At 40.0% G+C, this 23,599-nt stretch carries 17 protein-coding genes and 1 tRNA gene; 5 read left to right on the forward strand and 13 right to left on the reverse strand.

The window, feature by feature from the left end; all coding sequences use genetic code 11:
- Positions 1 to 53: 53 nt before the first annotated feature.
- From PU02_RS00610 to PU02_RS06795, 6 genes are all read right to left on the reverse strand, one after another.
- The gene (locus PU02_RS00610) at positions 54 to 1,118 is read right to left on the reverse strand and encodes an autotransporter outer membrane beta-barrel domain-containing protein (protein WP_053943628.1); all 1,065 of its coding nucleotides are present in this window, start codon (positions 1,116 to 1,118) and stop codon (positions 54 to 56) included.
- Positions 1,115 to 6,283: a right-handed parallel beta-helix repeat-containing protein gene (locus PU02_RS00615; protein WP_053943629.1), complete on the reverse strand. Its 5,169-nt coding sequence runs from the start codon at positions 6,281 to 6,283 to the stop codon at positions 1,115 to 1,117. The genes PU02_RS00610 and PU02_RS00615 overlap by 4 nt, the downstream gene beginning before the upstream one ends.
- Before the next feature lie 234 nt (positions 6,284 to 6,517).
- The gene (locus PU02_RS00620; protein ID WP_053943628.1) at positions 6,518 to 7,582 is read right to left on the reverse strand and encodes an autotransporter outer membrane beta-barrel domain-containing protein; all 1,065 of its coding nucleotides are present in this window, start codon (positions 7,580 to 7,582) and stop codon (positions 6,518 to 6,520) included.
- Entirely contained in the window at positions 7,579 to 12,510 is a 4,932-nt protein-coding gene (locus PU02_RS00625) for a right-handed parallel beta-helix repeat-containing protein (protein ID WP_053943630.1), read from the reverse strand. Before PU02_RS00625 ends, PU02_RS00620 begins: the two co-directional genes overlap by 4 nt.
- A gap of 320 nt (positions 12,511 to 12,830) precedes the next feature.
- The gene (locus tag PU02_RS00630) at positions 12,831 to 13,268 is read right to left on the reverse strand and encodes an autotransporter outer membrane beta-barrel domain-containing protein (protein WP_053943631.1); all 438 of its coding nucleotides are present in this window, start codon (positions 13,266 to 13,268) and stop codon (positions 12,831 to 12,833) included.
- A complete protein-coding gene (locus tag PU02_RS06795; protein ID WP_158404009.1) occupies positions 13,222 to 13,398 on the reverse strand; it encodes a hypothetical protein in 177 nt (58 codons plus the stop codon). The genes PU02_RS00630 and PU02_RS06795 overlap by 47 nt, the downstream gene beginning before the upstream one ends.
- A 472-nt stretch (positions 13,399 to 13,870) precedes the next feature.
- Here PU02_RS06795 and PU02_RS00635 point away from each other — a divergent pair, with 472 nt between their 5' ends.
- From PU02_RS00635 to PU02_RS00655, 5 genes are all read left to right on the forward strand, one after another.
- Positions 13,871 to 14,791, forward strand: coding sequence for a siderophore ABC transporter substrate-binding protein (locus tag PU02_RS00635; protein ID WP_053943632.1), 921 nt, complete (start codon positions 13,871 to 13,873; stop codon positions 14,789 to 14,791).
- Between the two features lie 125 nt (positions 14,792 to 14,916).
- Positions 14,917 to 15,873 carry an ABC transporter permease gene (locus PU02_RS00640; protein WP_053943633.1) on the forward strand — a complete coding sequence of 319 codons (957 nt, stop codon included), beginning with the start codon at positions 14,917 to 14,919 and terminating at the stop codon, positions 15,871 to 15,873.
- On the forward strand, positions 15,866 to 16,816 hold the full coding sequence (locus PU02_RS00645; protein ID WP_053943634.1) for an iron chelate uptake ABC transporter family permease subunit: 951 nt from the start codon (positions 15,866 to 15,868) through the stop codon (positions 16,814 to 16,816). Before PU02_RS00640 ends, PU02_RS00645 begins: the two co-directional genes overlap by 8 nt.
- Entirely contained in the window at positions 16,813 to 17,571 is a 759-nt protein-coding gene (locus tag PU02_RS00650; protein WP_053943635.1) for an iron ABC transporter ATP-binding protein, read from the forward strand. The genes PU02_RS00645 and PU02_RS00650 overlap by 4 nt, the downstream gene beginning before the upstream one ends.
- A 71-nt stretch (positions 17,572 to 17,642) precedes the next feature.
- Positions 17,643 to 17,716, forward strand: a tRNA-Gln gene (locus PU02_RS00655).
- 518 nt (positions 17,717 to 18,234) lie between these two features.
- Here the strand turns inward: PU02_RS00655 and fliQ are convergent.
- From fliQ to PU02_RS00690, 7 genes are read right to left on the reverse strand one after another with little or no spacing between them, the layout of a single operon-like run.
- Positions 18,235 to 18,501 carry a flagellar biosynthesis protein FliQ gene (gene fliQ, locus PU02_RS00660; RefSeq protein ID WP_053943636.1) on the reverse strand — a complete coding sequence of 89 codons (267 nt, stop codon included), beginning with the start codon at positions 18,499 to 18,501 and terminating at the stop codon, positions 18,235 to 18,237.
- A 20-nt stretch (positions 18,502 to 18,521) separates the two neighbouring features.
- Positions 18,522 to 19,013: a flagellar hook assembly protein FlgD gene (flgD, locus tag PU02_RS00665; RefSeq protein ID WP_071628350.1), complete on the reverse strand. Its 492-nt coding sequence runs from the start codon at positions 19,011 to 19,013 to the stop codon at positions 18,522 to 18,524.
- An 11-nt stretch (positions 19,014 to 19,024) separates the two neighbouring features.
- Positions 19,025 to 19,468, reverse strand: a complete 444-nt coding sequence (gene flbT, locus PU02_RS00670; RefSeq protein ID WP_071628351.1) for a flagellar biosynthesis repressor FlbT — start codon at positions 19,466 to 19,468, stop codon at positions 19,025 to 19,027.
- 11 nt (positions 19,469 to 19,479) lie between these two features.
- Entirely contained in the window at positions 19,480 to 19,848 is a 369-nt protein-coding gene (gene flaF / locus PU02_RS00675) for a flagellar biosynthesis regulator FlaF (RefSeq protein ID WP_053943637.1), read from the reverse strand.
- A gap of 13 nt (positions 19,849 to 19,861) precedes the next feature.
- Positions 19,862 to 20,944 (reverse strand): flagellar hook-associated family protein, encoded by a 1,083-nt coding sequence (locus PU02_RS00680; protein WP_053943638.1) that lies wholly within the window; start codon positions 20,942 to 20,944, stop codon positions 19,862 to 19,864.
- Between the two features lie 7 nt (positions 20,945 to 20,951).
- On the reverse strand, positions 20,952 to 22,322 hold the full coding sequence (gene flgK / locus PU02_RS00685) for a flagellar hook-associated protein FlgK (protein WP_053943639.1): 1,371 nt from the start codon (positions 22,320 to 22,322) through the stop codon (positions 20,952 to 20,954).
- A 20-nt stretch (positions 22,323 to 22,342) separates the two neighbouring features.
- The gene (locus PU02_RS00690) at positions 22,343 to 23,557 is read right to left on the reverse strand and encodes a flagellar hook protein FlgE (protein ID WP_053943640.1); all 1,215 of its coding nucleotides are present in this window, start codon (positions 23,555 to 23,557) and stop codon (positions 22,343 to 22,345) included.
- Positions 23,558 to 23,599 lie beyond the last annotated feature (42 nt).

Below are 23,599 nucleotides of genomic sequence, written 5' to 3' on the forward strand. Positions count from 1 at the left end.
AATAATCAATCTTTTCAGAAAAAAATAAGCGTTACATTAAATATAATGAAGAACTAAAAGCGATAACGAAAACCTCCAGAAAAGCTGCTCCCTGAATGACCTGAAGAACCTAACTTATGCTTGTAAACTATATCTCCATGGAACGCTACAGAAGACGATAATTCAGCATTAACTCCTAACCCCCCTTCTAAGGACGAACCAAAATCACTCAACGCGAATGAGTCCTTAAATGATACAAACTGTCTTCCTCCATAACTACTCGTCACATGGAACGTACTGTAAAGCGAAACAGCACCATCTCCCTGGAAGGATGAAACCGCCTTACTTAAACGACCTCCGGCACGCATCGTCAATTGATCAGGACGACCAAGCCTGATATCAAAGCCATCAACATCACGCGCAGGATCTGAAAGTAATAATTGGTAAACAAGATGAACCTGAGGTTCAACAACAACACCCCCTAAACGGTTAGTGAATGACTGACCTCCCTTGAACAAAACTGTAAACGGTTGTCCTGTTAAACGAGCCGTCTTCCCACGGGCCAATGTAGTAACATTTCCACGGAATAGACCATATGACAGAGAACCATCCACATAAAGCCCGCTATCACGTTGCATATGCGCATAGGCCGAAACAGACCACTTATCAAAAACGCTAGTCTGACTTCCCTCAACATTCTGAGGGCTCAAAGATACACGACCATATGTTCCTACTCCTCCAAGCAAAAGAATTCCATGATCACTCTCTATTGCCTTCAAAATAACACCTGCCTGCATCGCGCGGTAACCAATATTTCCTCCATAACCATATTCACGGGCTGAAAGGTTCGAGGCATAACGATGATTACTATCATAACCATGTACAGAAAAAGCTGGAGAATTATCAAAAAAACCATGCAGTAATACGCGCATACTCTTCAATAATTGATCCTGACGACCTATATCCAACAACTCAGAATGGAACAATGCATTCGGCAATAATAAGTAAGTCGGAATTTGAGGAACAACAGCTTTCACAACTGGCCCAGTTCCAGCCGAACCTTCATCATCCGAATGATCTGTCTTAACATGCCTGCTCTTTAAGCGGAAATCCCAAGAACTACCGTCTCCCTTAATCAACCTCTGGAAGAGGATCCCTTCTTTGATGAAGAAGAAGGACCATAAGCTTTCAGTTCATACTGATAAGGAAAACCATTCAGAGCAACATAACTGCTTACCAATTTAAAGGAATTTTCCTGTGCACGACCAGAAACCTGAATAAGTGAAACACTGTCATCAATGCTCTCTGCATCATCAACTATATTACTGACGTGACCTATGACATGAACATTAGTGGATAAACCAGCAACATCCCCATGAACTAACACACGATCTGCTTTCGCACCATAAAGGTTACCACGATTATCCATAGCAACATTAAGGAAAAGATGAGCATTACCTCCTGCAATATAAGCACTCCCCACGCCAGAACCAATATGAAGGGTTTGATACTGAGCGCCTGCTGCTTCAGGAGGAGAAAATGCTACTACACTATCTCCAAGAAATAGACGTGTAATATGAGAACTAAATGGATCCCTATCATTAAATGCACTGCGTGTTAACGTCCATTTAGAATCGTTAACTAAATAAAGCTCTGCAGTTGAAGTATCTGCAAGGCGGCTATTCCCTGTTAACGAAGACTGATCCGCATGAACAATAACATTCGAACCATTACTTGCCTCCAATAATAAATCACCAGAAATATGTGACCGCTTAGATAATTCAAGATACCCTGAAGAATTATGACTGTAGATAGCTACACCTTTCGGGACACTGTAATTTGTTGCTTTCAAACGAACAACACCAAAGGAATCCTTCTTTACGACCTGTTCTGCTGGAGAAGAAACCCCCGCTTCATAAAAATACACACCATAAGCACCAGCTCCTTCAACAGATACGGATGAATGCTCCATATTAACCTCATAGCGATCATAATTACCAGAGGGCCTATATGAGCTATAATCACTCGTAATCCACAAGCCATGAACACCGGAAACATCAACTTTGCTTCCCCTTAAAGTCAAAGTTCCACTCTTTGAGATATAAAACGCTGAGCTCTCTACTGGACCATTCTCATCACCTTGAACAACTCTCCTGATAGTAGTACCATCAGCAGTAAAGGAACCACTACCAGAAAGCTTATCACCCCATAAAGCAACGGCGTGCCCATCTGTAAATTCAAGCGATCCTCCTTTCATGCTAACATCTCCGTTATAGGTAACGAAAACACCCGCATAACCATCTCGAACTCTAACTAATGTATTCGTCAAAGTTACAGAACTACCCATTTCTGTCAATTCTTTGGAACCATCATAACCTGCAAAAGCTAAAGGATTAATACCTTCTGTCAAAACACCTATACCAGCTACTGTAATTGATCCACCGGCCATATTGATAGTGCCGCGCACAGCATGAAGACCCGTATTACGAAAATCTGTACCAGTAAGTTCAATCACTGAATCATTTAAAGTAACAGCTCCCCCATTCAAAGCTTCCACAGCATAGTAAGTCGGCCGCAACGTTGTACCTGTCACCTTACTTGACGCATCCTTAACTGTAACATTCGTTGCCACGATAGTACTACCAGAATCCTCTGATCGTATAGCACTAACTGACCATCTAGAATGAGTTCCTAGAGCTGAATTACTGGATTTAGAAATTTCAACGTTACTCAAGGACATTTTGCTTGCATTAGTCGCATGAACACCTGCATTTACGAAAGAAACAGCCCTTCCATCCATAGACAATGACCCCCCTCCTTTACCAAAAAGACCAGTCTTTCCTTCCACATGCGTACCAACAAGGGTAGTTGTACCACTACCCTCAACATGCACACCTTTGCCAAATGCAAGAACCGTTCCTTTTTCTATTCTTAACGATCCACCATTATTAAAAACAGCTGCATGCGAATATGACTTGCTCTCTATGGATGAATCAGTGAACGTGATGTCCCCTCCCGCTACCTCAACAGCAACAGTCTTACGTGACTCAATCTTCCCTTTCTTAAAGCGAACTGTTCCGCCTTCTACAAAAATCCCTCTTCTGCCTGTAGAAACGGCAACATCTTTTAAACGAGAATTCCCTCCTACAATGTGAAAACCGTCATTCATAGTGATAACCTCCCCCTCCGTCATCACAAACTCTCCACTTTTGACAAAAATTGCTCGTGGAGATGAAACACTCCTCACTTTTGTAGCAAACAAATCAGCTTTCCCACCTCCTACGTAGATAGCCGAATACAAACCTGAAGAATTTAGCGACCCTCTCTGCATCTTAACAGTTCCACCTAAAACAAACATCCCCTCTAAATCACTTGTAACAGTAACATCACTTAAGGAAACCAAGCTGCTAGGATCTATACGAAGCCCCATACCTTTTGAAGTGACCTTTCCTCTCTGCATCTTAACAGCTCCACCTGAAACAAAAACCCCAACAGGTCCCTTGCTACTTACTGAAACATCATGTAAATTAACAAAGCTTTCTCCTCCAGAATAAATCCCATAAGAGGCGGCAACAACATTACCACCTTGCATCGATAAAACACCGCTCATGCCTAAAATAGCTGCATTATTATCATTATCTGATTTACTCTCTATATTCGTATTAGTTAAGGAAACATGCCCTCCCCAAATATACAAGCCCACATTCTTAGCCGATTCAATCTTTCCTTTCTTTATCTTAACTTCTTTAGCGCTTGTCGATATCCCTCCCAAATTCGTACCAGTTACTTGAACACCGGTTAAAGAAATAGACACCCCTCCAGAAGCCATAATACCCATACCTCCTGAAGTAATATCTCCCCCCTCTATCTTAAGCTTCCCACCACCGGCAAAAATAGCAGCATGTGAATCTGATTTACTTGTCACCTTTACATCACTTAAGGAAACCGATACCTCACTTGAGAAAACCGAGCTGCTAGGACTTACACGAAGCCCCATATTTTTTGAAGTAACCTTTCCTCCCTGCATCTTAAGATCTCCACCCTCAACAAAAATAGCAGCATATGAATCCGACTTACTTTTCGTACTAACAGACACCCGTTCTTCTCCTTCAGCTTCTGTTATCTCAACATTGTCTAAAGTAACAGATCCACTTCCTCTGACCCTAATACCCCTCCCCTCTGAAATCACCCGTCCCCCCCCCATCTTAAGCTTCCCACCACCAACAAAAATAGATGCACGTGAAATTGACTTACCTGTCACCGTTACATCTGTGAGATTAGCTTCTCCGTTCACCATACAAATGGCATTGCTAGTTTCTGATAGGAAGCTTCCCCCATTTGATATAACAGACCCTACACCCGTGGTTATAATTCCGGTAGATCTCCTCCAAACAGAAATCATTTTGCTTCTTCGTCCCACTGCTCTATGACGTATGGTAGAGTTTTCACGACTTTTTTCAAAAAAATAAGAAGAATGACCACCAATATAAAGACCTATACCATCTCCACTAATTGATGCCTCTGTCGTCCGGAGTACACCACCATTAACAATGACAGCAGCATCTTCTAAAACTTCTTGCGACGGTGGAGCCACAGTATCTCCTCGCAGACGTACTTGTCTATTATATTCTCCCTTCACAATTGTTTTCGTCAAAGAAACATTACCTCCTTTTACATTGAGAGCTGCATTTTTATTTGAACTAACCCATCCATCGCCAATCTTAACGCTCCCCTTCTCAGCCAATATTGCTATACCTTCTGAACTTTTTACCTCAACACTATTTAAATCAACTCTAGAAGATTCATTACCTTTCACATAAAGACCTATACCACTTGCATCAAGTTCCCCAGCTGACATCTCGAATGTCCCAGTTTCATCAATAACGATAGCAGCATCTCTTCTCCCTCCTTCCATCTCATGCTTCACAATCACATTTTTGAAAGTCGCTTTTCCTCCCTGTATTGAAATACTACCCCCTCTCCCTTCTGAGGTAATCGTCCCATCATCTACGGTAAGGGTCCCACCTTCAACTAGAATCCCACCTGCCCCTAGATTTTTTACTTCAACACTCTCTAATGTAGCAACACCTCCAGATTTTACGCTGAGCACTTTACCTTTCGAGGTAATGCTCCCTAACTGCATCTCAAACTGCCCACCACTATCAACGAAAATCGTCGTACTGTCTCGCACATTACCACCCTTCACATCCACAAACGACAAATTAACATTTCCCTCTTCCTTTACTGAAATACCTATCTCACTATTTGCAGTAATCGACCCATTCATAAAATAAGCTTTTCCGCCTTCAACCGATAGCGTATTATTTCCCCCTCCTGTCATCTTAACATTAATAAATTTAGCCTCTTTTGAAGAATTGAGATCAACAAAAAGAGCTCCACCATCCTTTGAAACAATAGATGTATTCATTATCTCAGAACTCACCTCACTTAGAAGGGAAACTGCATACACATCCCCAGCTCCTTCACTTACAATAGATGCCTTATCTACAAAAACACTTCCTAGCAAAGCTTGAAGAGCCGTTGATTTTTCACTCTTTAACTGAGCTCCACCTAAACTGACGTCCCCTCCCGTTACAGAAAGTACATTAAGAGAAGCATCAATACTCCCTTTCCACATTTCGAATTTTCCGAAACTAACCAAAAATCCACGCTGAACATTCTTCAGCTCTACCCCCGTTAATGCAACGCCTCCATCCCAAGTTATCACCCCCGCGGCATACACATTATCAAATTTTGCATCCCTCACAGTAACCTTTCCTCCATCAGCAAGAATACCCACGCTAACATTTTCAATACTGAGATCACGCGCAGACAAATCTATTTTTCCACCTTTTTTCGCAAGAAGCGCTACATTAGCACGTTTAATTTCTCTCCCAGTAATACCAGACCCCGCAGAATCCTCTCTTCTTAAACCCCCGAAACGAGCAAGCGATGGTATAATTATCTCTCCACCTTCATCGCTTCGAAGGGCTACGTCTGCATTCTCAATTTCTAAATCAAGAACTTCAATTCGTTTATTTGCCGCGGTTACGGCAGCTACATTATCAGCTCCTATAACTTCCTCAATATATTTTTGATATTCTTGATATCCTTGTGGTCCTGAAGAAAAATCCAGCCATCCTTGACGAGGCCCTCGCCTACCTGGGTACTTATAAGAACACCCATACTTGTTGCCGCCAACATTTGTATCCAAAGGTCCTCCACTACTGCTCCCTGAAGAACATTCTTGCTGCAAAATCTCATCCTCCAAACTACTCGCTGCATAACAAGAAAAAGTTAACATACAAATGCATAAGCATGCGAAGTAACCGCCTTTCTTCATTGCCACTATCTTTCCCAGAATAACCATAATCATATGCAAATAAACACTTTGTGCTTAAAAAAACACGTTGCACATGGTAGTGACACATTATGGCAATAATAAGTTACCCCTTTACTGGGGATAAACCAACAAAGGGGTACAAAATAATCAATCTTTTCAGAAAAAAATAAGCGTTACATTAAATATAATGAAGAACTAAAAGCGATAACGAAAACCTCCAGAAAAGCTGCTCCCTGAATGACCTGAAGAACCTAACTTATGCTTGTAAACTATATCTCCATGGAACGCTACAGAAGACGATAATTCAGCATTAACTCCTAACCCCCCTTCTAAGGACGAACCAAAATCACTCAACGCGAATGAGTCCTTAAATGATACAAACTGTCTTCCTCCATAACTACTCGTCACATGGAACGTACTGTAAAGCGAAACAGCACCATCTCCCTGGAAGGATGAAACCGCCTTACTTAAACGACCTCCGGCACGCATCGTCAATTGATCAGGACGACCAAGCCTGATATCAAAGCCATCAACATCACGCGCAGGATCTGAAAGTAATAATTGGTAAACAAGATGAACCTGAGGTTCAACAACAACACCCCCTAAACGGTTAGTGAATGACTGACCTCCCTTGAACAAAACTGTAAACGGTTGTCCTGTTAAACGAGCCGTCTTCCCACGGGCCAATGTAGTAACATTTCCACGGAATAGACCATATGACAGAGAACCATCCACATAAAGCCCGCTATCACGTTGCATATGCGCATAGGCCGAAACAGACCACTTATCAAAAACGCTAGTCTGACTTCCCTCAACATTCTGAGGGCTCAAAGATACACGACCATATGTTCCTACTCCTCCAAGCAAAAGAATTCCATGATCACTCTCTATTGCCTTCAAAATAACACCTGCCTGCATCGCGCGGTAACCAATATTTCCTCCATAACCATATTCACGGGCTGAAAGGTTCGAGGCATAACGATGATTACTATCATAACCATGTACAGAAAAAGCTGGAGAATTATCAAAAAAACCATGCAGTAATACGCGCATACTCTTCAATAATTGATCCTGACGACCTATATCCAACAACTCAGAATGGAACAATGCATTCGGCAATAATAAGTAAGTCGGAATTTGAGGAACAACAGCTTTCACAACTGGCCCAGTTCCAGCCGAACCTTCATCATCCGAATGATCTGTCTTAACATGCCTGCTCTTTAAGCGGAAATCCCAAGAACTACCGTCTCCCTTAATCAACCTCTGGAAGAGGATCCCTTCTTTGATGAAGAAGAAGGACCATAAGCTTTCAGTTCATACTGATAAGGAAAACCATTCAGAGCAACATAACTGCTTACCAATTTAAAGGAATTTTCCTGTGCACGACCAGAAACCTGAATAAGTGAAACACTGTCATCAATGCTCTCTGCATCATCAACTATATTACTGACGTGACCTATGACATGAACATTAGTGGATAAACCAGCAACATCCCCATGAACTAACACACGATCTGCTTTCGCACCATAAAGGTTACCACGATTATCCATAGCAACATTAAGGAAAAGATGAGCATTACCTCCTGCAATATAAGCACTCCCCACGCCAGAACCAATATGAAGGGTTTGATACTGAGCGCCTGCTGCTTCAGGAGGAGAAAATGCTACTACACTATCTCCAAGAAATAGACGTGTAATATGAGAACTAAATGGATCCCTATCATTAAATGCACTGCGTGTTAACGTCCATTTAGAATCGTTAACTAAATAAAGCTCTGCAGTTGAAGTATCTGCAAGGCGGCTATTCCCTGTTAACGAAGACTGATCCGCATGAACAATAACATTCGAACCATTACTTGCCTCCAATAATAAATCACCAGAAATATGTGACCGCTTAGATAATTCAAGATACCCTGAAGAATTATGACTGTAGATAGCTACACCTTTCGGGACACTGTAATTTGTTGCTTTCAAACGAACAACACCAAAGGAATCCTTCTTTACGACCTGTTCTGCTGGAGAAGAAACCCCCGCTTCATAAAAATACACACCATAAGCACCAGCTCCTTCAACAGATACGGATGAATGCTCCATATTAACCTCATAGCGATCATAATTACCAGAGGGCCTATATGAGCTATAATCACTCGTAATCCACAAGCCATGAACACCGGAAACATCAACTTTGCTTCCCCTTAAAGTCAAAGTTCCACTCTTTGAGATATAAAACGCTGAGCTCTCTACTGGACCATTCTCATCACCTTGAACAACTCTCCTGATAGTAGTACCATCAGCAGTAAAGGAACCACTACCAGAAAGCTTATCACCCCATAAAGCAACGGCGTGCCCATCTGTAAATTCAAGCGATCCTCCTTTCATGCTAACATCTCCGTTATAGGTAACGAAAACACCCGCATAACCATCTCGAACTCTAACTAATGTATTCGTCAAAGTTACAGAACTACCCATTTCTGTCAATTCTTTGGAACCATCATAACCTGCAAAAGCTAAAGGATTAATACCTTCTGTCAAAACACCTATACCAGCTACTGTAATTGATCCACCGGCCATATTGATAGTGCCGCGCACAGCATGAAGACCCGTATTACGAAAATCTGTACCAGTAAGTTCAATCACTGAATCATTTAAAGTAACAGCTCCCCCATTCAAAGCTTCCACAGCATAGTAAGTCGGCCGCAACGTTGTACCTGTCACCTTACTTGACGCATCCTTAACTGTAACATTCGTTGCCACGATAGTACTACCAGAATCCTCTGATCGTATAGCACTAACTGACCATCTAGAATGAGTTCCTAGAGCTGAATTACTGGATTTAGAAATTTCAACGTTACTCAAGGACATTTTGCTTGCATTAGTCGCATGAACACCTGCATTTACGAAAGAAACAGCCCTTCCATCCATAGACAATGACCCCCCTCCTTTACCAAAAAGACCAGTCTTTCCTTCCACATGCGTACCAACAAGGGTAGTTGTACCACTACCCTCAACATGCACACCTTTGCCAAATGCAAGAACCGTTCCTTTTTCTATTCTTAACGATCCACCATTATTAAAAACAGCTGCATGCGAATATGACTTGCTCTCTATGGATGAATCAGTGAACGTGATGTCCCCTCCCGCTACCTCAACAGCAACAGTCTTACGTGACTCAATCTTCCCTTTCTTAAAGCGAACTGTTCCGCCTTCTACAAAAATCCCTCTTCTGCCTGTAGAAACGGCAACATCTTTTAAACGAGAATTCCCTCCTACAATGTGAAAACCGTCATTCATAGTGATAACCTCCCCCTCCGTCATCACAAACTCTCCACTTTTGACAAAAATTGCTCGTGGAGATGAAACACTCCTCACTTTTGTAGCAAACAAATCAGCTTTCCCACCTCCTACGTAGATAGCCGAATACAAACCTGAAGAATTTAGCGAAGGTGGAACTGTTAAGATGCAGAGAGGGGAAACAAAAACCCCAACAGGTCCCTTGCTACTTACTGAAACATCATGTAAATTAACAAAGCTTTCTCCTCCAGAATAAATCCCATAAGAGGCGGCAACAACATTACCACCTTGCATCGATAAAACACCGCTCATGCCTAAAATAGCTGCATTATTATCATTATCTGATTTACTCTCTATATTCGTATTAGTTAAGGAAACATGCCCTCCCCAAATATACAAGCCCACATTCTTAGCCGATTCAATCTTTCCTTTCTTTATCTTAACTTCTTTAGCGCTTGTCGATATCCCTCCCAAATTCGTACCAGTTACTTGAACACCGGTTAAAGAAATAGACACCCCTCCAGAAGCCATAATACCCATACCTCCTGAAGTAATATCTCCCCCCTCTATCTTAAGCTTCCCACCACCGGCAAAAATAGCAGCATGTGAATCTGATTTACTTGTCACCTTTACATCACTTAAGGAAACCGATACCTCACTTGAGAAAACCGAGCTGCTAGGACTTACACGAAGCCCCATATTTTTTGAAGTAACCTTTCCTCCCTGCATCTTAAGATCTCCACCCTCAACAAAAATAGCAGCATATGAATCCGACTTACTTTTCGTACTAACAGACACCCGTTCTTCTCCTTCAGCTTCTGTTATCTCAACATTGTCTAAAGTAACAGATCCACTTCCTCTGACCCTAATACCCCTCCCCTCTGAAATCACCCGTCCCCCCCCCATCTTAAGCTTCCCACCACCAACAAAAATAGATGCACGTGAAATTGACTTACCTGTCACCGTTACATCTGTGAGATTAGCTTCTCCGTTCACCATACAAATGGCATTGCTAGTTTCTGATAGGAAGCTTCCCCCATTTGATATAACAGACCCTACACCCGTGGTTATAATTCCGGTAGATCTCCTCCAAACAGAAATCATTTTGCTTCTTCGTCCCACTGCTCTATGACGTATGGTAGAGTTTTCACGACTTTTTTCAAAAAAATAAGAAGAATGACCACCAATATAAAGACCTATACCATCTCCACTAATTGATGCCTCTGTCGTCCGGAGTACACCACCATTAACAATGACAGCAGCATCTTCTAAAACTTCTTGCGACGGTGGAGCCACAGTATCTCCTCGCAGACGTACTTGTCTATTATATTCTCCCTTCACAATTGTTTTCGTCAAAGAAACATTACCTCCTTTTACATTGAGAGCTGCATTTTTATTTGAACTAACCCATCCATCGCCAATCTTAACGCTCCCCTTCTCAGCCAATATTGCTATACCTTCTGAACTTTTTACCTCAACACTATTTAAATCAACTCTAGAAGATTCATTACCTTTCACATAAAGACCTATACCACTTGCATCAAGTTCCCCAGCTGACATCTCGAATGTCCCAGTTTCATCAATAACGATAGCAGCATCTCTTCTCCCTCCTTCCATCTCATGCTTCACAATCACATTTTTGAAAGTCGCTTTTCCTCCCTGTATTGAAATACTACCCCCTCTCCCTTCTGAGGTAATCGTCCCATCATCTACGGTAAGGGTCCCACCTTCAACTAGAATCCCACCTGCCCCTAGATTTTTTACTTCAACACTCTCTAATGTAGCAACACCTCCAGATTTTACGCTGAGCACTTTACCTTTCGAGGTAATGCTCCCTGACTGCATCTCAAACCGCCCACTATCAACGGAAATCACTGTACTTCCTTCTGTCTCACCTTTCACAGTCACAGCAGACAAATTAACATCTCCCTTTCCCTTTACTGAAATACCTATCTTACCACTTGCCGTGACCGACCCATTCGTAAAAGAAGCTTTTCCTCCTTCAACCAATAGCGTACCATCATCTCCCCCTCCTGTCATCGTAACATTAGTAATTTCAGCCACTTTTGAAGAACTGCTATTCAACTGAATTTTATATAAACTGATGTCCTTTCCCACTACAGAAAGCGCATTAGAAGAAGTACTAATACTCCCTCCCTCCATTTTGAATTTTCCAGAATTAACCACAAATCCATGCTGAACATCCTTTAGTTCTACCCCCTTTAATACAACGTCTCCATTCTGAGATATCACCCCCGCAAGATACACATTGTCAAATTTTGCATCCTCCACAGTAACCTTTCCTCCAGCAGCCAAAATACCTATACGAACATCCTCAATACCAATATGCGTAGACAAATTTATTTTTCCATCCTTTTCCGCAAAAAGCGCTACATTAGCACGTTTAATTTCTCCCCCAATATTATCAGATTCCACAGAATCCTCACTATCTTTCGTAGAATCCCCTCTAAGCTCTCCCACATCTCTAGGATTATCGGAATGATGCGATGATATAATTATCTCTCCATCTTTACCGCTTTGAAGGGCTACGCCTACACTCTCAATTTCTAAACGAAAACCTTTAATTTGTTTATTCGTATCCGCATCCGCATCCGTATGTATGGCAACTACATGACCAATTATTGCATCTCTATCAGCATCAAGATATTCTTGCAAATTTACTGGTCCTATAGTAAAACCTGCCCAACCTGATGAAGGCATTTGATTACCTCGGTACTTATAAGAACACTTCTCGCCCCCGTCGTCAACATCTACATCCAAACGTCCTCCACTACCTCTCCCTGAAGAACATATTCTTTGCAAACTACTTTTCCGCGAGCTAACCGTTGCACCACTTCTCTGCAAGCCAACCGTTGCATAACAAGAAAAAGTTAACATACAAACACATAAACATACGAAGTAACCGCTTTTCTTCATTGCCACTGTCTTTCCCAGAATAACCATAATCATACGCAAACAAACACTTTGTGCTTAAAAAAAACACGTTACACACGGTAGTGACACATTATGGCAATAATAAGTCACCCCTTTGCTGGGGATAAACCAACAAAGGGGTACAAAATAATCAATCTTTTCAGAAAAAAAGGAATTCTCGTTTAAAAAATGTTGCCGTTTCTACGGGTAGAAGAGGGATTTTTGTAGAAGGCGGAACAGTTCGCTTTGAGAAAGGCAAGCGTTACATTAAATATAATGAAGCACTAAAAGCGATAACGAAAACCTCCAGAAAAGCTGCTCCCTGAATGACCTAAAGAACCTAACTTATGCTTATAAACTATATCTCCATGGAACGCTACAGAAGACGACAATTCAGCATTAACTCCTAACCCCCCTTCTAAGGACGAACCAAAATCACTCAACGCGAATGAGTCCTTAAATGATACAAACTGTCTTCCTCCATAACTACTCGTCACATGGAACGTACTGTAAAGCGAAACAGCACCATCTCCCCGGAAGGATGAAACCGCCTTACTTAAACGACCTCCGGCACGCATCGTCAACTGATCAGGACGACCAAGCCTGATATCAAAGCCATCAACATCACGCGCAGGATCTGAAAGTAATAATTGGTAAACAAGATGAACCTGAGGTTCAACAACAATACCCCCTAAACGGATAGACCCTAGCAGCTGGACCATCCCGAATATATGCTCCACCTACCAACGAAAAATCAGCAGCATAAACAATAATGCCATAACCATAGACTGTCTTTAACAGTAGATCATCTTCAACAAGTGTATTTTCTGATAACTTAGGAACAGGCAGCACGAAAAATTACCATATAATGGCCATATTATCAAAACTCTAAGAGTTTTTTCTTTTCAATGAAGTATTCTAAACTTCATCTCCTCTGTTTTTTCTACAATCACTCATTCATTTTTTTCTCTAAAAATTTTATCATTTCCATAAAAATACAAAAACAAGTATATTTCAATTTCGTAAATGTACTCCACTATGAATTATTCAAAAAACTCTGCACATCTACGCGACTTATTGAAAATAACATTTCTGTTTTTATATGAATACGAAATGTATACTTATTGCGAAATATATTGTATACATACAACACATTATTGCAATCTGTATAAAAATTGGCATTTTATAAATTTTGCCATAAAGTTTTGCATATTTATTCCTGCGTTAATTGTGAGGAAAATGAATTGTCTTGCAGTTATGCCATTTATACTAACTATCTTAACCTACAAAACCCTTTAAGGAATATTTAAAAAAAGGACAAAAGATGATTACAAAACGTATGACATGGGCAGCCTTTATTTTTGCTGTATTTGTAAATTTCATAACCATTTCATGGGCAGCTATTACAATTGAGCACTCTTCGGGAAGTACTGCTGTAGTTAAAAACCCTCAAAGAGTTGTCGTTTTTGACCTTGCGTCTCTTGATAATATGGTGCGTCTTGGCATTAATCCAACTTTTGGTGTCACAGAGGGGAAAAAACCTGCATATTTAACACAATTTGATGACCCGAAATATGAGAAGATTGGAACACGTACCGACCCAAATTATGAAAAAATAGCTACTTTTCAACCTGATCTTATCCTTATTGCTTCACGAGTACGGGCCAATTATCCAGAATTTTCTAAGCTCGCTCCAACTCTTGATATGACTGTTGGATATCAAACGACTCTCAAGGATATTGAGCGTAATCTTAACATTCTTGGAGAAATTTTTGATAAAAAGAGAGAAGCTCAAGCAGAAATAACAAACCTTCATAAAGCTTTAGAAGAAGTTCGTAAACATACCAAAGGAAAAGGAAAAGCACTCATTATCATGACTTCCGGTGGTAAAATAAGTGCATTTGGTCCTGGAGCACGTTTTGATCTACTCCATTCCGCTTTTGGCATTGCTCCTGTGACAGATAAAATAACTAAAGAGAGACATGGTCAATTGGTTTCCTATGAGTTTATTTTAGAACATAATCCTGATTGGTTATTGGTTGTTGATCGGGATGCTGCTATCGGACGCGAAGGACAATCTGCCGCAGAATTACTAGATAATGAGCTTATTCGCCGCACAACTGCTGGAAAAAAGGGCCAAATTATCTACTTAGATCCTCAAAGTTGGTATCTAGCAAGTGGAAACCTTACCGGACTTCATAACACAATAAAACAAATTAGCGAAGTTTTTCAAAAAAGCCGATAGGCCTACTGGCAACTGGCTTGCCATAAAAAATTTCTTGCTATAAAATTTGTCAGAAATGACACTTAATAACAGAGGGATAAATCTCTTTTGAGGGCCTCTGTTATTTTTTACAGAAAGCACTGAACGTGAAGAATTATTGGATAGCCGTAGCTGCTATTATTATGCTTTCCGCTGTCAGTCTCTTCGTTGGTTACTCTAGTGTAACGCCTTATGACTTGCTCTCAAATGATGCAAATGCATGGCTTTTGTTTTGGAAAACACGTTTTCCACGAACGATGGCTGCACTTTTATCAGGCATGGCACTTGCCCTTTCAGGAATGATCATGCAGATGCTTATACGTAATCGTTTTGTTGAACCTTCAACAACAGGAACTACGGAGTTTGCATCTCTTGGCATTCTTTTTGTTATGATCTTTGCTCCTGGCATCCCTACCTTTGGAAAAATGGCCGTTGCTACAATTTTTGCGATGACAGGATCGTTACTCTTCATATTTTTATTGCGCCAAATCCCTATAAAATCTGCTCTCATTGTACCACTTACAGGTATTATGCTTGGATATATAGTCAGCTCCTTAGTAAATGCCATTGCAGATTACGAAACACTTCTTCCCTCTCTCCAAGCCTATTTGTTTGGTAGCTTTTCAATGATCCTTGAAGGACGTTACGAACTCTTGTGGCTTGCTCTTCCCACATGTATCTTAGCTTACTGTGTTGCTGATCGTTTTACAGTTGCTGGCCTCGGAGAGGATTTAACCAGCAATTTAGGACTAAATTATCGTAATGTAATGTTTTTTGGCCTCTTTGTTATCGCATTAACATCTGCTGTAGTAATTTGCACAGTTGGCCGGATTCCTTTTGTAGGACTCATTATTCCAAACATTATCTCAAAGATCATGGGTGATAATATGCGCCACAGTGCACCTTGGATAGCAATCAGTGGTGCAGGACTTGTCCTACTTTGCGATCTTTTGGGACGACTTGCACAACGGAGCAACGAAATCCCTATCAGCACCACTATGGGTGTTGTTGGAAGTTTTGTTTTTATTGTGCTTCTTTTGCACTGGAGAAAGCGCCTTGGATAAACAAAAAACAACCCTGTGGATGCTCATAACACTCACTGTCAGTGCTTGCATTGTTGTTGCCCTCTATATGACATGGAATGTTAATACTTATACATGGTCATTGCGGTTAACAAAGTTGGCTTCTCTTTTACTTGTTTCCTACACGATCGCAGTCTCTACCGTCCTGTTTCAGACAGTTGTAAATAACCGCCTTTTAACGCCATCTATTATGGGGTTTGATCAACTTTACATCTTAATTAAAACCGTACTCGTTTATCATATTGGATCTCTTTCTTTACCCTTTTTAAATGCACAAGGACAATTTCTACTTGAAGCCGTTATTTTAATCATTTTTTCAGTTACTCTTTTTCGGTATTTCTTGTCAGGGAACCTTAAAGGAGTCCACTTCACTCTTTTAGTTGGTGTGGTTTTAGGTGGCTTTTTTTTCAGCCTACGCATGTTTATGCAATTGCGATTAGATCCAGATCAAATAATGAATTTAACGAGCATCATGTTTGCTAACTTCAATAAATTTAACTCACCATTGATCGGCCTTGCCACAGGAATTGTTTTCATTACCAGTATAATTGGTTGGCGTTTACGCCATACACTCGATATCCTTGCTCTTGGAAATGAAACTGCTCTCAACCTTGGAGTCCATTATAATAAAATTGTTACAACCATTCTCATCTTTGTTTCTATTCTTGTCTCTATTTCAACATCACTTGTTGGGCCCATTACTTTCTTCGGCCTACTTGTTGCAAACCTCGCTTACTACCTCACACCTCAAACAAAACACAGTGTCATGGTACCAATTGCAGTATTATTAGCTGTTATTTTTTTAGTTGGTGGTCAATTTATCTGGGAACAAATTTTCAACATGGTAGGACGTTTAAGCTTTATCATTGAATTTTTAGGTGGAACTGTCTTTCTAACTTTATTGATGAAAGGAAAGTTCAAGTGATCGAAATTAGTAACCTCTCTAAATCTTATGGAGCTAAATTAGTTATTGATAATCTATCCATTCATCTTCCGAAAGGAGGAATAACTTCTCTCATCGGTCCAAATGGTTCTGGAAAGTCGACTTTTTTAATGATGATAAGACGCCTTCTGCAAAAAAATAATGGCCAAATCCATATTGATGGCCTTAATATTGATAAAATACCGCATGACATTTTAGCCCAAAAATTATCACTCCTCCGTCAGGATAACCCTTTATCCATTCGTCTTACTGTGTATGATTTAGTGAGCTTTGGGCGCTATCCCTATTCCAAAGGACGTTATAATAATGAAGATAAACAATTTATCGAAAGAGCTATCCAATATCTTGGATTAAGCGGTTTGGAAACACAATTTTTAGATGAACTCTCTGGAGGGCAGCGCCAACGGGCTTTTATTGCGATGATCATCTGCCAAGATACCCATTACGTATTATTGGATGAACCCCTGAATAACCTGGATATGAAACATTCTATTTCCATGATGAAACTGTTACGTCGTGCTGCGGACGAACTTAAAAAAACCATTCTTCTTGTAATGCATGATATCAACTTTGCCGCATCTTACTCAGACAGAATTGTTGCACTCAAAGATGGTAAAGTGGCTTACTTTGGAACCCCAAAAGAAATTATTCAACCTAAAACTCTTAAAGAAATCTATGATGTAGATATTCAAGTGAAAATGATCAACGATATTCCTACGGCTCTTTATTACCAATAATTTTAGCAATTATTTTTTTTAAGCTTGCAGACATTTTAAAATCTGTTAGAAGCGATAAAACTTATGTTCTTTGGGGAATAGTTTAATGGTAGAACTGCGGACTCTGACTCCGTCAATCTTGGTTCGAATCCAAGTTCCCCAGCCATTGTTAATCTCACAATCCGCTCATGCTTAGACTTCTTTTATTTACCGAATGGTTTTACTTCTATCGTTACAATTTTCAGCAAATTATCAAAACACGATGGATTGTATATAACAACTTCAAAGGCCCAATTCATAAAGCTAACTAACAGGGAAAACTAGCCTTTTAAGATTAAATATTCTACAAGAAACACTTCTTTGCATAATCAGCAATAAATCTTAAAATCATACCCATCCCATGGCACTAACATTGGTATCCGCAAGCATAATAGTTTCTTTAAATACTACTTAAAGTACTACCATCTTTATTAATAAGTCCATTTCCGTAATTTAGCCTTATAAAAGCTCTCAGTAAAAGCCGTACTTTTCTGTAAAAATAAACTAATATTTTTCTAAACTTTTGAAATTATTTCCTAAATTCATAACAAAAAAACTCTAATCTTGAGCTTTTAACCGATAAAAACAGAAATAACTATTCAGATACAATAAAAGATCACAAAGTTTTATTACCGAAAGAGAGTATTAAAATCCCGTTTCTATTCGATTATAAACCAATTGTGTAAAAGCATAGATCTGCCCTCCAATAAATGGAGCTGTAAATGCTAATACAAAAAAGATTACTATAATTTTCGGAATAAATGTCAGAGTCATTTCTTGGATTTGCGTTAATGCTTGAACCAAAGCAATGATTATTCCAACAAACATAGCAGAAAAAACTGCTGGACCGCTTGCAATCAAAACGGTCCAGATAGCAGCAGTAACCATATCAATGGCATCAGCCTCATTCATACTTCAACTCTACTACGCAATTAAGCAGCTTTTTCATCTGGTTTTTCAGTTTCACCTCCATCTGGCTTTTCGGTTTCACTTCCATCTGGCTTTTCATCCATAACCGTGACACCAGGTCCTATTAAGACTTTTTCACCATTATCTAATACGGCAACTACACCATCACTATAAATGTCAACGGACTTAACATAACCTTCAACTATGTTTCCATCTTTATCCTTAAACTGAATATATTTACCAACATAACTTGCTGCGTTATTTGTTGTTCCATTTGCGAGAACCTGCTCAAGTTTCTCATTCATTTTTATGGTTTGTTCAACCATTGAAAAACTTGCCAATTGTGCCACAAATTCTGTTGAATTCATTGGGTTAGTTGGATCTTGATTTTTCATTTGTGCTACTAGCAACTTCACGAATGTATCATAATCCGCATTTTGCTTTTCCCCTGAAGACTCTGGCCTTGAATCACCGTCCCGAAGAAATCCAGGATTTCCAACTGTGCTAACTGTCATCTCATACCTTTCTAATACTGCATTTCAATATTTCTTACATTCACATCTGCTGTGGTGTTGATGTCTGAAGTAAGCATTTTTTCTATAACTTTAGCCTCTTTCTGAAACAAACCCCGAATTACTTTCAAAATCTCAAAGACTTTGTTTTTTCTATCAGGTAAGTACACTCTTTTAACCCTTCCAAAAGATCGGGATCCGTAAAAGTTTGTAAAAGTTTTTTTCAATAATTCGACAAACACAGCCAGCGCTTGCTTGGCTTCTTCTGGATTAATTAATATAAGCTGCGCCGAGAAATAAAGTTGTTTAAGCGGCGTATCTGTATCTTCTACCTGTAAAACATGCCCTTCTAAAAGAAACGTTGCATCATTGAGTAACTCAAAAGTTACCTTACGATCGACACGTAAAACAGCACCATTAAGAAAAATTTTTTCATTTGGCTTCAACGTCAAATACATGCTCTTCTCCCTCATTCATATCTTTCTGAATTTGTAGCAAGACCATCACGAATTGATTCAGAAATTTCAACGAGAACATCAAAATCTGCAATTTCTCCTTCATCTAACCTCTGAATTTCCTTTAAAATAAAAAAACCTATGGAAATAAGCGATGCCTTCAACGCTTGTGGCAAAGCATTATCTGCTTGTCCTAAATCTTCGATTAGAATAATCCAAAGTTTCCGGGAAAACTGAACCGCTTCACTAGACTCGTGTGTACCAGGGCCTTTTTCCTTCGCATCACGGAGAAGCTTAATGCATCGATCAAACAGTGAGCGCTCGCGTTCACGTGCGCTCATTGCGTCATCTTCCATAACGTCTTCGTATCGCATTTGATACATAAAAAGCCTCTATTTACCTAAGATAATTTACAAGACTTAACTGCCCCATACGAGCAGTTAACGTGTAAGAAAGATTAAGCATCGCTTCCAAATCTTTAACTCTTTGGGCTACTCCAGCTGCATCAACACCAATCATATTCAGCTCTGCATTCTTTAAAAGATCTGTCTGCACCTCAATTTGATATGTTGCTGATTTTATTCTTTCTTCTGCGCTCCCTAATCTAGAAGCTGTCATAATGATATCATTGATAGCTGTCGTTGTAGACGTTCCGTCAGAAGATGCACGAGCATTTGCAAAGACACTTGCTTGCGCTTCTTTTGATAGACCTCTATCACCAAATTCAGCTACTAAAATCATATTTTTCATGGCATCACGAAAACCTTTTTCGTTAGCGCTTACAGCCACATCAACAACTTCACCATTAGGCCCAATACGTTTTTCTGCAGAACCGTCTTTAGCATTTGAAAAAATCTTGCTAAAATTCTCTTCATCAAATAAGGCATTAAAAACCTCATCGATGAATTTATCCATATCTTCACCGGTAAGATCTTCAGGATTTCTTCCGTCCAGAAATTCTTCAAATGCGTCTTGAATAACTTTACTTGGACCTTCCTGACTTCCCACCTTATAAGGTTTTAACGGAGGTTCCTTGCTATTAACACCACCAAATACATATTCACCATTATAGTTTGTATTTAAAGCGGATATAAATGAAGCTAATGCACTTTCTGCCACTGATTTTGCGGTACCTGGTGTTTCCTCTCCTATATTACCAATAAGCATATTACTAAAAAGCACTAATGCTCCTGGTACTGTTTCATCATCACCTTGTCCGATCAAACTTTGAATTGCAGCCTGCGCTGAAGACATCCTCAAAGCCAACAATTTATTACTGTTACTAAACCCTTCGAGATAACTCATCTGATTTTGAATTTCCATCAAGCGCCCTGTACCACGACCCAACGTTAAACCAATATCATATACCCGCCCGGTCATTAATTCATAAGCAGCCTGCGTCAATTCAGACTGCCCCTGATTAATCATATCGCGCCTTGCATTATTAAAAACATATGTCGAAACTGATTGAATTTTCATTATACACCTACCGAATTGCAACCATAAGATCATCTAACATTTTGCCAATCGTACTAAGAATACGCGTTGTCGCTGCGTATGCTTGCTCCAATTGCAACATAACTGCCATCTCATCATCTGTATTAACGCCCGTTTCATTGGATAATGCCTCAGCAGCACGCGCAAACATTGTTCTTTGATATTTCGCATTTTTATCTGCATCTGCACGTAGGCCTTCAAGCCAACTCACTGAATTTTTACTAAAACTCATCAAAGATTGTGACGAAGACAGCCCCGTATCAGAGCCAAATTCTCTCTCTTTATCAAAAGCATCAACTAGTGATTGAATATCTTTACCAAAGTGTTCCGGGCCACCACCTTCTGTCTTGCTATCAAACAGGGGATTAAGCTTAATCCGCCCCGATAAACCTGCAAGAGAACCTATCTGACCTTCTGGCATATCACCATCTAAAAATAAAGAAGGAGGACCAGAAAATATTGACATCAAGGCATTGGCTGTTTCATCCAATTGCTTTTGATATTGTGGTGCTATTTCATCACGAGACTTTAAAAGACCACCGATATTGCCACTTCCATTTGGATCCATAAAAGATGAATGACCTAAAGGAACACCATCAATAAAAACTTGCTTTCCTGAAACACCGGCTGGCAAAGACGTACTCGATTGAAACGTCACTTTACGTGGATTTTTGTCATATAGTGTACTGCCATCCATACCATAGATACTTGTACTTCCATCAGAATGGCTTACTGTATTGATACCAATTTCTTGAGATAACTCTTTTAAAACGGCATCACGTTGATCCATATAGCTATATGCATCTCGACCTGAATTTTTTTCTTGGACAACTTTTTGATCGAGTTCATGAAACCTTTGCAAAAGGGCATTAATATGGTCAACAGAATCTTGAATGTCACTATCTGCATCATTACGCAATTTTTCAATTTCACGATTTCCCTTGTTGAGAGAATTTATCAAATCGCGTGCACGATCAACTGCAGCATCCCCAGCAGAACGCTGATCTGGATCATTTGCATAAGCTTGAAGTGCTTTTTGAAACTCACTGAGCAACTGAGAAGGTGCATGTGAATATCCATCCGCACCATGAATCTCAGATAAGCGGGTCAACCCATTTGCCAAACTACCGGCAGCGGTAGCTTGGCTTGATTTAACTAGATAATTATCTAGCAAATATGGGTTATCATCACGACGGACGAGAACATGAACAGCTCCATTCTGCCCTGACTCCAGATATGAAATCTTTCGAGTATAATTAGGATCTCGAGCACCAGTTATATTTTGTGCAACAACACTAAACTGACCTGTTGTTGCCTTCAAAGAATTTCGAGCTGAATTCAACGCTGAACTAAGAGTCATAGCCTCATCCCCCCTTTAAATTATCGTTTTAGATTAACAATGACATCCATTAATTCAGAACCAGTTTGAAAAACTTTAGAATTAGCTGTGTAATTGCGCTGTGATTCAATCATGTCTGTTAATTCTTCACTCATATCAACATTTGAATCTTCAAGATAACCAGAATGTAACGAACCAAAGACACCATCATTGGGACGCCCTTGCATTTTAGCCCCTGTGTAAATATTTGTTTGAAAAACAGTTCCACTTAAAACAGTCAAACTTTCTGGTGACGTAACAGTAGTAACTCCTACATGCCCAATGACACGGGTTTGTCGATTGGTGTATTTGACCTGAATTTCACCATTTTTACCAAAAGAAAAATCATCAAAAGCACCTGCTTCCATACCATTTGCTTCTGCTTCAAAGGCATAGCTATTGCCCTTCTGCGTTACCAAAGAAGCGTCTCCAACGCCTCCAAAATCAACAACAACTTCAAAAGTCCCCGGAGGGTCTCCCCCATCATTTTCCGGTAATATTAGTTTGAAATCTGATATAGGCTCTATAAGATTGCCTTCTTTATCAAAATTAAAGTCCGTAGTGCCAACCTTATTATCTCCATGATAAGCATCAACCGTCCATTTGTTATCGGCGGTCTTACGCATATAAAAATCGACTTGAACTTTTTTACCCTGACTATCATAAACAGTTACAGACTTCTTCTGATTATAACTTTTAGGATCATTAGGATCGATATCTCCATCCCCTAAAGCTTCCGCACTAGCGTCAAAATTTGCTTTAAAATCAATCATCGTTGTGACTTCAGGATCAAATAAATCCGTCGGGCCACCTTTAATTTGAATTCTCTCTCCTTCATCATTCAAAAGATAATATCCAGCTGTATTACGCAGATAACCATCTTTATCACGCACGAAAGAACCTGCACGGGTTAAAAATTCATTCCCATTTTCGTCTTCAACACGAAAAAAACCATTCCCATCGATCATTGCATCACCAGAACGCCCTGTCGCACGCGCAGGACCACTGAGAGAAATATCATGACCAACATGGCTTTTTACACCACCGGGAATATATGCATAATCCCCCGAAGGCGTCACATAATTGGAAAATTGCACATTAGTACGTTTGTACCCAACTGTACCAGCATTAGAGACATTTTCTGCAACACCAGCAAGGCGCTTTCCCTGAGCGTTCATCCCTGAAATACCCGAGTGCATCATACCGTAAATACTCATCTCACCTCCTTATATTAATGCGTCCTAGAGACACGTTTTAAA

The organism is Bartonella ancashensis (genome assembly GCF_001281405.1).
GTDB classification, from domain to species: Bacteria; Pseudomonadota; Alphaproteobacteria; order Rhizobiales; family Rhizobiaceae; genus Bartonella; species Bartonella ancashensis.